A 12,437-nucleotide genomic window follows, 5' to 3' on the forward strand; every position below is an offset into this window, starting at 1 on the left:
TGGAAGGACCGCTACAGCGGCGCTGAGCGCCCGATCACGGACAGACGGAGCTGGCCTGCCGTCGCAGATCGACGTGCAGGCGCGTAGTCAGATACAGCCGTCGGAGGGTTCCCATCGCGAACATTTGTAACGATGTGCGCGGTACAACCAATCCAGGGGTAACTGAATTGTGTTCGTATTCACTCGAATGCGCGGACTAGGAATCACTGCGCAATCGGCGGGCTCCACAACGTCACCACGCTGACACCGACCTCGGCGAGCAGCTTGCGGGTCAGCGGCAGGCTGATGCCGAGCACGCTGGAGGGATCCCCGTCGACGCCTTCGATGAACCACCCGCCGAAGCCTTCGAGGGTGAAACCGCCCGCCACCTGCAGCGGTTCACCCGTGGCGAGGTACGCGTCGAGCTCGGCCTCGGTCGGTTCGCCGAACCGCACCGTGGTGCTGAGATGCCCCTCGGCGCGCGCGCTGATCTCGCCGTCGCGCAACCGGACGACGGCGTGCCCGGTCAGCAGTTCCCCGGCGCTGCCCGCGTTCTGCGCCCACCGCTTCGCGGCGGCCTCCCGGGTGCCCGGCTTGCCGACGATCTCCCCGTGCGCCATCAGCAGCATCGAGTCGCAGCCGACGATCACCGCATCGGGCTCCGCGGCGGCGATGTCGGCGACCACGGCCTCGGCCTTGGCCTGCGCCAGTGCGGTGACCAGCTCGACCGGGCTGGGGTCGGGCAGTGCTGCGGTCACCGCGTCCTCGTCGACGCCGGAAACCCGCACCAGCGGATCGATCCCGGCGGAACGCAGGACGGACAGGCGGGCGGGCGACGCGGAAGCGAGCACGAAACGCACGCACCAGATGTTAGAGCCTGTCCTTGATCGTCTCCTGCGTGCCGGTGCCGGGGTGCATCCCCGCCCGGTGCTGGGTGACGGGCACCTCTGACCGACCAACTTGGTGGAGGGTGCCCTTCACCTGCTCGGTCAATCGCGGTTGAGCTGGACGTGGGGGCGCGGCGGAACGCGGTCCGGGCGCACCTGCGGCAGCCGGTCGAGCGCGGCTTCCAGACCGGAGGTCGCCACCGCGGGCAACCCGCCGACCACCGGCAACGTCACCGAACTCCGCGCCAGATCCAGCCCGATCCGGCCGGGCTGCCCGGGTGCGACGATGAACGCGTTGTCCGTGCCGCCGATGATCAGCGCCAGCTGATGTCCGGCGGGCACCACGTGATCGGTGGTCGCCAACCGGAACGTCATGGTGTACGGCTGGCCCGGCTGCAACGGCTGCTCCTCCGAAAGCGACGCGTGGTTGGCCAGGTCCGCCCAGCCGCGCGCGATGATTTCGAAGTCCACGTCGGCGGTCGTGGTCTCGGTGTCGAGGTAGCAGGAGTCGTCGCCGGGACGGCTCTCGCCCCAGCACGATTCCGTTTCCAGCGTGCGGATTCCCTCGCCTTCGCCCAGGTAGTCGCGGGTGGTGGTGGGCCCGTAGTCGACCAGCAGCGCGGACAGGTGCGCGGTCGGCGTGCTCGGTGACGCGGTGACGGTGACCGCACTCGTCCCGGCCAGCCGCAGGTCCCCGGTCAGCGGGGCGGTGCTGAACAGCGCGCGGGCGGGCGAGGGCTGATCGGGTTGGGCGGCCCAGTCGTACTCGTCCAGCGCCGGATCGTCCGTGAAAGACGCGGTCTCGCCCGGCGCTGGTTCGGTGCCGAGCCCATCGGTGCGCGGGTGCAGCACCGTGGCCTGGGCCTGTTCACCGGACCAGCCCGGCTCGTCCACCCAGGTGTCGGGGGCGCGTTCGATGCTGGCGGCGGGTTCTTCGGTGATGCCGTTGTCCACCCCGAGCAGCCAGTGGTCGAACCAGCGGTGCAGGGTGTCGACCCACTCGGCGCGGCGGAAGTCGAACGGGTCGACGTGCCCGGTCTGGCTCAACCACAGCTTGCGCGGCACTCCCTGCGCGGCCAGCGCGTCCCACCACTGTCCGAAGTGGATCGTCTTGACGTTGAGATCGCCGAGGCCGTGCACCGCGAACACGCTCGCGGTGACCTGGCCGGAGTTCGGCAGGTAGTCCCGCTGAGTCCACAGTGGAGTGACGTCGCCGTTGGCCGGGGCGCCGTCGGTGAGCTGCTGCTTGACCGCTGTGCAGTCCGGTCGGCCGCCCTCCTCGACGTTTTCGGCGAGCCCGACCGGATCGAACCCGAACGACACGCCGTCGGAGCGGTAGTAGTCGTACCAGGAACTGATCGCGCCGATCGGGACGATGGTGCGCAGACCTTCAACCCCGGTGGCGGCGACCCCGTTGGCGATCGTGCCGTCGTAGGACTTGCCGATCATGCCGACATCCCCGGTGGACCAAGCCGCCGCCACCGAATTCCCACCGGTCGGCGCGTCGAAGCCGGGTGCGCGACCGTTCAACCAGTCGATCACCGCTTTCGCCGAGGTGATGTCCGACGGACCGCCGACGTCCACGCAGCCCTCGGCGCGGTTGGTGCCCGCCAGATCCACCAGCACGGTCGCATAGCCGCGCGGCACGAAGTAGTTGTCGTAGAACAGCGGGAAACCGAGCGGTCGGCCCTGCTCGTCGTAGGTCTTGAGCTCGCTCTCGTTGCCGCGACCGCAGCACGAGTAGTACGGACTGGCGTCCATGATCACCGGCACCGGCTGGTCGGTCCCGGCAGGTCGGGCGATGTCCGCGGCGACCCGGTCGGACAAACCGTCGGCGTCGCCGTCCAACCCGGTCTCCACCCACACCGTTTCGCGCACCGGTTCGGCGTCGAAGACGGGCTGGCTGCGACCGTCGCGCATCTGGTCGGCAGCGGCGGTCGGGGCGACCCCGGCCAGCACGAGCGCGGCACACGGCACCGCCCACCAGTGACTTCTCCGCACAGCGCCACCTCCGAGAAGATCTCGAAGGCAGCCTAGAGGCCAAGATCACCCCACGGCACAGCCGAAAGAGGGGATCGCGGCACCGATGATGGACAGGCTTTGGGCGAGCGCGGCTCGGACGAACTTCTTCGGACTCCAGATCGGCTCGGTCCGCAGGCGTGATTCTCCAAGATCATTTCGGCAACTGCGGACGGCGGTACGCAGCAATGCGGCGACGTCGATCGAGCCCATTCGGCCTCCTTCCGGGTGGCGATCACAATCGCAGCTCGGCGGGAGGGCGGTCCAACTGCGGCATACGCTGGAGTGGTGAGTACTCCGGTTTTGTTGGACGGCGATCGGTTGCGGGCTCGGTTGGTGGACGACGGGCCCTATGCCGCGCTGGAAGTCGTCACCGTGACCGGGTCGACCAACACCGATCTGGTGGCTGCCGCCGGGCGCGGCGCCCCCGATCGGACCGTGCTGATCGCCGAGGAACAGCAGGCCGGGCGTGGTCGGATGCAGCGCCAGTGGGCTTCGCCGCGCGGTCACGGCTTGTTCGTCAGCGTGCTGCTGCGTCCCGAGGTGCCGCAGGCCGCGATCGCCTGGCTGCCACTGATCGCCGGTATCGCCCTGGCCGAGACCGTCGACCGCACCACCGGCGTACCGGCGGCGCTGAAATGGCCGAACGACCTGCTGCTCGGCGACGGCGCGCAATGGCTGAAGGGGGCTGGGATCCTGGCCGAGGCGGTGGCCGAGCCCGCTGGCGTGGCGATCGTCGTCGGTATGGGCGTCAACGTGTTCCAGCGCCGCGAAGACCTGCCGCGCGGCGCGGGCGGCCTGCCCGCGACGTCGTTGGCGGCGCAGGGCGCGGAGGTGGACCGGGAGGCGTTCGCGGTGGCGTTGCTCACGGCGTTCGCCGAGGTCGACGAGTGCTGGCGGGCGGCTTCGGGGGATGTGGTCGGCAGCGGACTGCTGGATCGGTACCGGCGGCTTTGCAGCACTCTGGGGCGGCAGGTGCGGGTCGAACTCGGCCCGGATGAGCAGCTGCGGGGCGTGGCGGCCGACATCGACGCGACCGGTCGGCTGGTCGTTCGAACGGCCGATGGCCAGCAGACCGCGGTGTCGGCTGGCGACGTGGTTCACCTGCGGCCAGCCTGACCAGCAGCGGCGCACCCCGGCGCGCGCGGCCGGTAACGTGATCAGCGACCGGCGAAGAGGCTTAGGAGGACCCGGTGGCCTACCCAGACGGCCTGCTCGGCGCGGACGAGCAAGTGGTCGTGCACAAGCACCCGCACTGGAAGATGCTGATCTTCCCGGTGCTGGTCCTGTTCGTGGTGGTCGGCGGCGGGTCCTATCTGGCGGCGCTGGCCGGAGCCACCAGCTGGTACCTGCCGTTGTGGATCGCGCTGGCCGTCGTCGGCGTGGTGCTGATCGTCTGGTTCACGCTCGCCCCGCTGGTGCGCTGGCGCACCACGCACTTCGTGATCACCACGCACCGGCTGATGGTGCGCGAGGGCGTGTTCACCCGGACCGGCATCGACATCCCGATGTCGCGGATCAACTCGGTGCGCTTCCGGCACGGCCTGCTGGACCGGATGCTCGGCTGCGGCACGCTGGTCGTCGAGTCGGCCTCGGACGAGCCCCTGGAGTTCGACGACATCCCGCAGGTGGAGCGGGTGCACACGTTGTTGTACCGGGAGGTCAACGACGACCCGCAGGACGACTGGGAGCGCCGCGGGGAGGAGGGCTGATGAGCCATACTTTTCCTCGGTTCATCAGGGCCGACCGGGTGCGGGTGTCCCGCAAGGCACCGTGGAGGCCTGATGGGGCCGCGTGAACTGGGGCTGCCGATGCGGGTGGCCGCACCGGAACCGGGCGAGCTGCCGACCGCGGTGACGATCTGGGAGGTCGGGCCGCGCGACGGGCTGCAGAACGAGGCGGAAGTCGTCCCGCTCGACGTGAAGCTGGAGTTCCTGCACCGGCTCGCCGACGCCGGGTTGGGTGTGCTGGAGGCCACCAGTTTCGTGCGCCCGGAGTGGGTTCCGCAGCTGGCCGACGCCGCCGAGCTGCTGGCCGAGCTGCACCGGGTGCCGGGGGTGCGCTACCCGGTGCTGGTGCCGAACCCGCGCGGACTGGATCGGGCGCTGGAGGCGGGGGTGCGCGACATCGCGATCTTCGCGTCCGCGACCGAGACCTTCGCGCAGCGCAACCTCAACCGCAGCCTGGACGAGCAGTTCACGATGTTCGAGCCGGTGGTGCGCCGCGCGGTCGGCGAGGGCCTGGCGGTGCGCGGCTACGTTTCGATGTGCTTCGGCGACCCGTGGGAAGGCGCGGTGCCGGTCGAGCAGGTCGTGTCGGTGGGCAGGCGGCTGCTGGCGATGGGCTGCGAGCAGCTGTCGCTGGGCGACACCATCGGGGTGGCGACACCTGGCCACGTGGAGTCGCTGCTGCGCGCGTTCGTCGCGGCCGGGGTCGGGGTGGACCGCTTGGCGGTGCACTTCCACGACACCTACGGCCAGGCGCTGGCCAACACCCATGCCGCACTCCGCCTCGGAGTGTCCACAGTGGATTCTTCAGCTGGCGGACTGGGCGGGTGCCCGTACGCCGAGTCGGCCACCGGCAACCTCGCCACCGAGGACCTGGTGTGGATGCTCGACGGCCTGGGCGTCAAGCACGGCGTCGACCTGGGCAAACTCGTGGCGACCAGTGCGTGGATGGCGCAGCGGCTCGGTCGGCCGAGCCCGTCCCGCGTGGTCCAGGCACTGGCGTCGTGACCGCCGTCTCCGGGGCAGCCTGGTGATCAGGCCTGGTTCCGGGTGCCGAACATGGCTACGAAGGTGAAGCGCAGGACGCGCTCATCGCCTCGATCGGCGGTTCCGGTGACCTCCACCAGCCCCAGGTTCGGCTTGCTCTGCGACAGCCGTCGACTGTTGACCTCCAGCCGCAGCTGCAACACGTCACCGGGGAAGACCGGGGCCAGCCAGGCCAGCTCGTTGCCGCCGGGGGAACCCTGCGACGTCGAGTCGGCCAGCAGGTGGTCCACGTAGCCGCGCATCCACAGCGACGCGGTGAACCAACCCGAGGCGCACAGCCCGCCCAGCACCGAGTTCCGGCCCGCCTCCTCGTCGAGGTGGAACGGTTGCGGGTCGAAGCGTTCGGCGAAGGCCAGCATCTCCGCCCGGTCGACCTCCACCTTGCCCAGGTCGAAAACCCGTCCCGGCGTCAGGTCCTCGTAAGCGATGGTGCTCATCACGCCATCGTCGCAGGTCGCATCCCAGGTCCGCGCTGAGACGGTACTCACAGGCCGCGATCAGGTATTTCGGGCATTCCAGGGTGGCTGGACGGCCGCGGCGAAAAACCTGCGGCCGACATGGAACCATCAGCGCTGCGGCGTGCGTCCAAGTCGCGACGTGCAGTCTGTGGTCACCGGCCGCGGACGACCGCTTTGCCGTTGCCGACCGGACTTCGCGCGCCGCGCGCCCGCCGAGGATCCGCCAGCGAACAGGAGAGGAGCGGCCGTGTCGACCGACCATCGCGCCCAGGTGGAAGACCTGCTGGCGGATTACCGGCGCAGCCGGGAACGTCTCGCCGATACGCACCGCGACCTGTCCGAGATCGCGGAGGTGGCCCGCACCGGGGACGGCAGCGTGCAGGTCGTGGTCGGCCCGCAGGGCGTGCTGCGCGAAGTGGTGCTGGCCGACGACGTCTACGAGCGGCACCGCCCGGCCCAGCTCGCGGCGACCATCGTGCGGCTGACCGAGGCCGCCGCGCAGATCGCCTCGCGCCGCGCTGCCGATGTGCTCGCCGAGGTGCTGCCCGCCGGTACCGATCCGGAGTTGCTGTTGGGCGGACACACCGACGGCGCGTCGGATTCGGTGCTGCGCAAAGAATCGCGGCGCATCGACGACAATGTCGAGGGCAGCGCTGACGATGATGTCGATGACGACTTCTCGGACGGCAGCCGGTTCCGGCAGGGCCCGGCGAAACGGACGTGACCATGGGTGGTTTCCGCAGTGATCTCGGGAAACTGGGCGAGCACGCGAGCGAGTTCGACGACCTCGCCGGGCGGGCGCAGCGGATCGCCGACACCCTGCGCGGGGTGGTGGAGGCGGCCGGTGCCTGCTGGGGCGGCGACGACATCGGCGCGAACTTCGCCCGCTCCCACTGCGACCGCGCCGACCGGGCGTTGGACGAGCTGAGCGGGATGTCCGCGGGGCTGCGCGAGATGGGGGCGAAGTTCGCCGCGACGGCCGCGACGACCCAGCAGGCCGATGTCGGTGGCGCCGATGGGCTCGGCCGAATCTCCGGAGGGGGGTGAGCAGCGAATGGGCATCGAATTGCCCGCAGAACTCCGGGATGTTGCCGCGCGCGCGGGAGCTCGTTGGCCGGAGGCCGACGAGGATGCGATGCGCGAGTTGGCGACGGCGTGGCGGGAGGCGGCGAAGTCGATCGACGCGCTCGCCGGTGACGCCGACGGCGCCGCGCAGGGCGCGCTGGGCGCCTTCGACGGCGAGGCCGCGCAGGCGGCGCGCCGCGAATGGGACGCATTCGCCGCCGCCGAGGGAGTGCTGCCCTCGACGGCGCAGCAGTGCCGCGCCGCGGCGGACCGCTTGGACCACGCCGCTGAACAGGTCGGCGCGGCGAAGGTCCAGCTGGTGCGGGAGTTGGTGGCGCTCGCGAAGCAGACCGACGCGGCCGAACGAGCGGCTGCGGCGGGGCATCCGCAGGCCCTCGCGGCGCTGGAGTCCGCGGTGCACGGTGCGGCCGCGAACGTGGCGCAGGTGCACAACACGCTGACCGCCGCGGTGGACCTGGGCAGCGACGTGCTGGTGGAACCGGGTTCGCGCGGCCTGGTGCCGACCGTGCGCGACATCGGCGGGGGCGTCCTGGACACCGGCACCGATCTCGTATCGTCCACAGTGGACAATTCGGTGTCCGGTGGTGCCGGTGCGGTGTCCGGCGCCGTTGATGCGCTCGGCGCCTCGGCGCACGGCGTGGTCGAAGGTAGCGCCCGAGCGGTGCAGGAAACCGCTGGTGGCGCGACGGAAGGTGTGGGGCAGGCCGCGCAGGGCATCGCCGGTCCAGCTGTGCCGGAGGCCGTCGGAGGTGGGGCTGCAAGTGTTCCGGACGCGGTCGCAGAGGTGGCCGAAAGGCCCTGGCAGGGCGATGCCGAGCACACCGGCCCGGTCGCGGTGGACCCCGGCGGCTGGGCGCCCGGCCTCGCCGAGGCCGGTACCGGGCCGGTCCCGGTGATCGGCGACTCCGCTGCGTCGGGCTGGCGGCCCGCCGCCAGCGACCCCGCTTCGAGCACCGCGCCGCACGCGGTGCACTCCGCTTGGGCTTCGCCACCAGCGCCACAGGTACCGCCGGTTCCGCAACCGCTGCCGCCGGGCGCGGCCGCGCCGCCGGGCTTCGCGCCGCCTGCGGCAGGCATCGGCGGCCACTTCGCGGGCCCGCCCGCCGCACCCCCACACGCCGCACCCCCGCACGCTGCACCGCCGCCGGGGTCCGCAGCGCGGCCACCGATGCCGCCTGCCGCCGCGCGCGGCCCGGTCGCCTTCGGCACCCCTGCGCCGCAGCCGGTGAACCAGCCGGTGCAGCGCGCTCCGCTGCGCCCGCTACCGGTCCCGGTGCAGCCACCTGCGCCGGAACCGGTAGCGCCGCAGCGACCGTTGCGGCAGGGCACTCGCAACGCGGAGGTCGTCGCGTTCGTGCTGCACCAGTTTCCGATCGGATACATGCCGGTCGCCGCGAGTCGGCCGAGCAGGCAACTGCCCGCACCGGAGGCAGTCGACGAGCATCGACCAGGGTTGAACTTCCCACCGCAGGATCATCCGAAGGCACACCTGGTGACTGACGGCGACGCGATGCGGCGGGTCCGATCAGCGGAGTTCTACGCGGCGGCGCAGCGCGATCGTGCCGAACGCAGTGCGGTCGAGGCACCACCCGCAGAGCTCACCGCCGACCACGAGCCACTCGGCGAGTTCAGCGAGCTGGCCTGGGATCGCCGGTTCGTGGTGCGCGACGGCGAACGCAGTGAATACGTGTGGCCACCGGCAGCGGAGTTCCCGGAGGGTGGCGTGGAGCCAGCGGAGCCGGTGGTGCTGCCGCCGGAGACGGTGCTCGACCACCTCGGCAGCGGTGCCGGTCGCATGATGTACGCGGTGGCGACGTCTTTCGCGAAGCGGTCCTTGCCCGCCGCGTATGACGAGCGCGATTACCGGCGGTATCGGGTGATGCGCCCGCTGCCGGTGTGGCAGGCGGTCGCCGCACCGTGGTTCGGGCAGCCCGGCGGCGCGATGCGCTACCGCGCCACGCACTCGCTGACCGATCTGGTCGGGCTCGGCTACCTGGTCGAGCTGACCAAGGCGAGGGAAATCGCCGAGGCGTCGACGTTGCGCATCGCGCACCCGGAAACCGAGGCCGGTGGATCCGAAGCACCGGATGGCGCCGAAAAGACAGCCGCGGCGCCGACCGACCGGATCACCAGGGAAGACGTCGAGGTCAAGGCAGCTGAGGCCGGGGTGGCATCGACGCTGCGGATCAACCGGGGCGATGCCGAAGCAACAGACGACGGGGCGACGCAGGAGGCCGCGAAGTGAACACCGAATCCGTGGTCGGCTGGCTGGTGGCGATGGGCGTCCCGGAAGACCTGGTGTCCGTCGGGTCCGAAGCCGACGACGCCTGGTGCCTGGTGCGCGACGAGACCGAGAGCGGCCCGGCCTGGGAGGTTTTCTGGCGCGAGCAGGGCAATCGCTACGACTGGGCCCGGTTCACCAGCGAACAGGTGGCGTGCTTCTACCTGTTCGGCAGGCTCACCTGGACCCAGGCGTTGCGCGGGGTCGTCGGGCCGGTCGACGTCACGAGCACGCCGCCGAAGGGTGCTCCCGCGCAGCGCGCCTGAGGCCGACCGCTACCCCCGGGACTACCGGACGACGCGCAGCCAGACGTTGGTCGCCTGCGGTGCCTCGGTCAGGCTGAGCCGTTCGAGCTTGACGTTCGTCCCGCCGGGGTGGTCGAAGAGTCGGACGCCGTCGCCGAGCAGGACGGGCGCGATGAACACGAGGATCTCGTCGAGCACGCCCGAGTCGAGGCATTGGCGGGCGACATCGGCGCCGATGATGTTGACGTACTTGTCGCCAGCGGCGGCTTTCGCCGCGGTGACAGCGCTTTCGAGGTCGCTGACGAAGGTGATGCCGGGCACCGGTGCGTCCGGGATGTGGTGGGTCAGCACGAACTGCGGTCCCTCCCACCCGCCGCCGAACGCCTTGCCCTCTTTTTCCGAATCGCCCTTGTGCGGGTCGTCGCCGCGGAAGCTGCGGTTGCCGACGAGAATGGCGCCGATCTCGCCGATGACCTTCGCCACTGTCGGGTTCGGCCCGATGTGTTCGGTCAGCCAGGACATGTCACCCCGCGGACCGGCGATGAAGCCGTCCAGCGACATCGTGGCGGAGTACAGCAGCTTGCCCATGTTCTACCTCCGTAGAGATCTGCTTGACCCCTGTTGAGACTGCGGCTCGGGCGGGAACTCATCGGTGCCGCCGTCCGCATCTCGACCACTGGTCGTGCCTCGGCGAGAACGCTACGACACTCCAGTCGAAATTTGCGGCGTTGGTCGTGCTGTAGGGCGCCTCGACCTTGCGGTGCGACCGCGGTGGCAGGCGCAATTCGACGCACATCCGCACCAAGCTGTGATCTCAACTGAGTATTGCTACCGATGTCCGCTTCACCGGTAGGTCCCCAGACTGTGGGCCATGTCGCAACCACAGCCCGGCGAAACGCTGTACTGGGTCGCAGGTGAACTGCACACCATCGGCCAACGCTTGAGCTACCTGGGCAGCATGGTGCAGGCACAGGCGGCGATGCAGGCGCCGCAAGCACCGGTCCCCCAACAGGTTTCGGACACGACGCCACCTGTCCCAGCGCAGTCACCTGTGGCAGTGCAGCCACCTGTCCCAGCGCACCAGCCTCCCGTCCTCCCGGAGTACCCGGCGCCGGAAGTTACGGCGGTGCCTCGCCGGGTCGGCGCGAACCTTGAGCCCAGCCGGGTGCTGGCCTGGGTCGGTGCCGGGGTGACGTTGCTCGGCGTGGTGTTCCTGCTGGTGCTCGCCGTGCAGCAGGACTGGCTGGGACCGGGCGCGCGGGTCACCGGGGGTGCGGTGCTCGCCGCGCTGCTGATCGCGGCTGGCTGGTGGATGCACCGCCGATCGACGACCGACCAGTCCGGCGCAGCGGGCCGGATCGCCGGATTCGCCCTCGCCACCACGGGTTTCGGTGCGCTGTTCCTGGACGTGGTGGCGGCCACCGCGCTCTACGGCTACCTGTCGGTGCCAGCTGGGCTCGGCATCGGACTCGCCGTCAGCGCCGCCGGGCTGGCGCTCGCGGACTGGTGGCGGGCGCAGCCGCTGGCCATCGGGGTGGTGATCAGCTCGGCGATCTGCGCGCCGCTGATCACCTGGACACCGGATGCGCTGCTCGTCGGTTTCCTGGTGCTGCTGCAGATCGCAGCCGCCCCGGTGCAGGTGCGGCGCGGCTGGGCAGGACTTGCGCTGACCGCCGGGATTCCCACGGTGTTGGCCGCTTTGATGGCCAGCGTCTGGGGTCTTCGGGTCTTCGATCAGACGCTGGTGGTGGCGATCTTCGTCGCCGCGCTGCTCGGCGTGGTGATCGCCGCGATCACCGCGGGCGCCCTGCTGGGCAGGGATGGGACCACGATCGCGCTGCTGATCGCCGCACCGACCCCCGCTTTCCTGGCGGGACCGCTGTTGCTGGACCGCCTGGCGGCGGGCACGACCGGCACCGGAATGGTCGTGCTGCTGCTGGCCATCTGGGCGGCCGGGCGGTTCACGCCCGCCTTCCGGAGTCGGCTGTCGACCAGGTTCGTCGCCGCTGTCGGCGCGATGGCCGCGGTCGCCGCGGTGCAGACGACGTTGACGATCCTCGACTCGTCGAGCTGGGGAACCGCGCTGCTGTGCGAGGCGCTGCTGTTGAGCGTCGGCGGATTCCTGCTGCGCAGCGCGGGAGTGCTGCTCGGGGCGACGTGCTACGGGGCGGTCGGGTTCGTGCTGGCGTTCTGCAACGAGGTGCCGATCACCGCGCTGCTCTGGCACACCGGTGGCACCGGGGTGCGCGGGCTGCTGGCCGGTCTGCTGATCGCATTGGTGGCGGTGGCGCTGCCGATGGCGGCTGTTCGCATCGGCAAGCTGGCGAAATTGCCGGAGTCGCTGGCGCTTTGGGCCGCGTCGGGGCTGGCGCTGCTGTACGCCACGGCGAGCGCGACGATGGCCGCCTGCCTGCTGGTGCACGACGCGAGGGCGGGCTTCCTCACCGGCCACATCCTGATCACCCTGGGCTGGGTGGTGGCGGCGATCGTGTTGTTGCTGCGGGGAGTTCGGGTGATCCACCTGCGCATCGCGGGCATGGTGCTGATCGCGGTGTCGCTGGCCAAGCTGCTGCTGTTCGACCTCGCAACCCTCGACGGCTTCGCCCGAGTGATCGCCTTCCTCTGCGCGGGCCTGATCCTGCTGGCCGCAGGCTCCGCCTACGCCCGCCTCCTCACCCGAGCCAACGTGGGGGGGGGGGTTGCGGTGA

General features: G+C 70.7%; 14 protein-coding genes. 8 read left to right on the forward strand and 6 right to left on the reverse strand.

Annotated features, from left to right (window positions below):
• Nucleotides 1-34: 34 nt before the first annotated feature.
• The 4 genes from ACTWQN_RS06930 to ACTWQN_RS06945 all read right to left on the reverse strand — a co-directional run bounded on the left by ACTWQN_RS06930 (nucleotide 35) and on the right by ACTWQN_RS06945 (nucleotide 3,098).
• Nucleotides 35-124 (reverse strand): putative leader peptide, encoded by a 90-nt coding sequence (locus ACTWQN_RS06930; protein ID WP_443202473.1) that lies wholly within the window; start codon nucleotides 122-124, stop codon nucleotides 35-37.
• A 79-nt stretch (nucleotides 125-203) separates the two neighbouring features.
• Complete coding sequence (locus tag ACTWQN_RS06935) at nucleotides 204-839, reverse strand: Maf family protein (RefSeq protein WP_443202474.1); 636 nt, start codon at nucleotides 837-839, stop codon at nucleotides 204-206.
• A gap of 129 nt (nucleotides 840-968) precedes the next feature.
• A complete protein-coding gene (locus ACTWQN_RS06940; RefSeq protein WP_443202475.1) occupies nucleotides 969-2,867 on the reverse strand; it encodes a Xaa-Pro dipeptidyl-peptidase in 1,899 nt (632 codons plus the stop codon).
• Between the two features lie 45 nt (nucleotides 2,868-2,912).
• On the reverse strand, nucleotides 2,913-3,098 hold the full coding sequence (locus ACTWQN_RS06945) for a hypothetical protein (protein WP_443202476.1): 186 nt from the start codon (nucleotides 3,096-3,098) through the stop codon (nucleotides 2,913-2,915).
• Nucleotides 3,099-3,173: 75 nt separating this feature from the next.
• Between ACTWQN_RS06945 and ACTWQN_RS06950 the strand changes: the two genes are divergently transcribed.
• The 3 genes from ACTWQN_RS06950 to ACTWQN_RS06960 all read left to right on the forward strand — a co-directional run bounded on the left by ACTWQN_RS06950 (nucleotide 3,174) and on the right by ACTWQN_RS06960 (nucleotide 5,620).
• Entirely contained in the window at nucleotides 3,174-4,004 is an 831-nt protein-coding gene (locus tag ACTWQN_RS06950) for a biotin--[acetyl-CoA-carboxylase] ligase (protein ID WP_443202477.1), read from the forward strand.
• Nucleotides 4,005-4,078: 74 nt separating this feature from the next.
• A complete protein-coding gene (locus tag ACTWQN_RS06955) occupies nucleotides 4,079-4,597 on the forward strand; it encodes a PH domain-containing protein (RefSeq protein WP_443202478.1) in 519 nt (172 codons plus the stop codon).
• A 72-nt stretch (nucleotides 4,598-4,669) separates the two neighbouring features.
• Nucleotides 4,670-5,620 carry a hydroxymethylglutaryl-CoA lyase gene (locus ACTWQN_RS06960; RefSeq protein ID WP_443202479.1) on the forward strand — a complete coding sequence of 317 codons (951 nt, stop codon included), beginning with the start codon at nucleotides 4,670-4,672 and terminating at the stop codon, nucleotides 5,618-5,620.
• Between the two features lie 26 nt (nucleotides 5,621-5,646).
• Here ACTWQN_RS06960 and ACTWQN_RS06965 read toward each other — a convergent pair whose 3' ends face one another.
• Entirely contained in the window at nucleotides 5,647-6,096 is a 450-nt protein-coding gene (locus tag ACTWQN_RS06965) for a MaoC family dehydratase (RefSeq protein WP_443202480.1), read from the reverse strand.
• 268 nt (nucleotides 6,097-6,364) lie between these two features.
• Here ACTWQN_RS06965 and ACTWQN_RS06970 point away from each other — a divergent pair, with 268 nt between their 5' ends.
• The 4 genes from ACTWQN_RS06970 to ACTWQN_RS06985 are packed head-to-tail and all read left to right on the forward strand — an operon-like array spanning nucleotide 6,365 to nucleotide 9,750.
• The gene (locus tag ACTWQN_RS06970; protein WP_443202481.1) at nucleotides 6,365-6,841 is read left to right on the forward strand and encodes a YbaB/EbfC family nucleoid-associated protein; all 477 of its coding nucleotides are present in this window, start codon (nucleotides 6,365-6,367) and stop codon (nucleotides 6,839-6,841) included.
• Nucleotides 6,842-6,843: 2 nt separating this feature from the next.
• Nucleotides 6,844-7,164, forward strand: a complete 321-nt coding sequence (locus tag ACTWQN_RS06975) for a WXG100 family type VII secretion target (protein ID WP_443202482.1) — start codon at nucleotides 6,844-6,846, stop codon at nucleotides 7,162-7,164.
• A gap of 7 nt (nucleotides 7,165-7,171) precedes the next feature.
• Nucleotides 7,172-9,448, forward strand: a complete 2,277-nt coding sequence (locus ACTWQN_RS06980; RefSeq protein WP_443202483.1) for a glycohydrolase toxin TNT-related protein — start codon at nucleotides 7,172-7,174, stop codon at nucleotides 9,446-9,448.
• On the forward strand, nucleotides 9,445-9,750 hold the full coding sequence (locus ACTWQN_RS06985; RefSeq protein WP_443202484.1) for a hypothetical protein: 306 nt from the start codon (nucleotides 9,445-9,447) through the stop codon (nucleotides 9,748-9,750). The genes ACTWQN_RS06980 and ACTWQN_RS06985 overlap by 4 nt, the downstream gene beginning before the upstream one ends.
• 21 nt (nucleotides 9,751-9,771) lie before the next feature.
• Here ACTWQN_RS06985 and ACTWQN_RS06990 read toward each other — a convergent pair whose 3' ends face one another.
• Entirely contained in the window at nucleotides 9,772-10,317 is a 546-nt protein-coding gene (locus ACTWQN_RS06990) for a dihydrofolate reductase family protein (protein WP_443202485.1), read from the reverse strand.
• A gap of 283 nt (nucleotides 10,318-10,600) precedes the next feature.
• Here ACTWQN_RS06990 and ACTWQN_RS06995 point away from each other — a divergent pair.
• On the forward strand, nucleotides 10,601-12,437 hold a 1,837-nt coding region (locus ACTWQN_RS06995; protein ID WP_443202486.1), incomplete at its 3' end, for a DUF2339 domain-containing protein.

It is taken from the genome of Saccharopolyspora antiqui, from assembly GCF_052246905.1.
Taxonomy (GTDB): Bacteria; Actinomycetota; Actinomycetes; order Mycobacteriales; family Pseudonocardiaceae; genus Saccharopolyspora.

Excerpts from the sequence above, each read along its gene's own strand:
- ACTWQN_RS06930 (WP_443202473.1), bottom strand. The coding sequence starts at position 124 with ATGTTCGCGATGGGAACCCTCCGACGGCTGTATCTGACTACGCGCCTG.
- ACTWQN_RS06945 (WP_443202476.1), bottom strand. The coding sequence starts at position 3,098 with ATGGGCTCGATCGACGTCGCCGCATTGCTGCGTACCGCCGTCCGCAGT.
- ACTWQN_RS06960 (WP_443202479.1), top strand. The coding sequence starts at position 4,670 with ATGGGGCCGCGTGAACTGGGGCTGCCGATGCGGGTGGCCGCACCGGAA.
- ACTWQN_RS06965 (WP_443202480.1), bottom strand. The coding sequence starts at position 6,096 with ATGAGCACCATCGCTTACGAGGACCTGACGCCGGGACGGGTTTTCGAC.
- ACTWQN_RS06975 (WP_443202482.1), top strand. The coding sequence starts at position 6,844 with ATGGGTGGTTTCCGCAGTGATCTCGGGAAACTGGGCGAGCACGCGAGC.
- ACTWQN_RS06980 (WP_443202483.1), top strand. The coding sequence starts at position 7,172 with ATGGGCATCGAATTGCCCGCAGAACTCCGGGATGTTGCCGCGCGCGCG.
- ACTWQN_RS06990 (WP_443202485.1), bottom strand. The coding sequence starts at position 10,317 with ATGGGCAAGCTGCTGTACTCCGCCACGATGTCGCTGGACGGCTTCATC.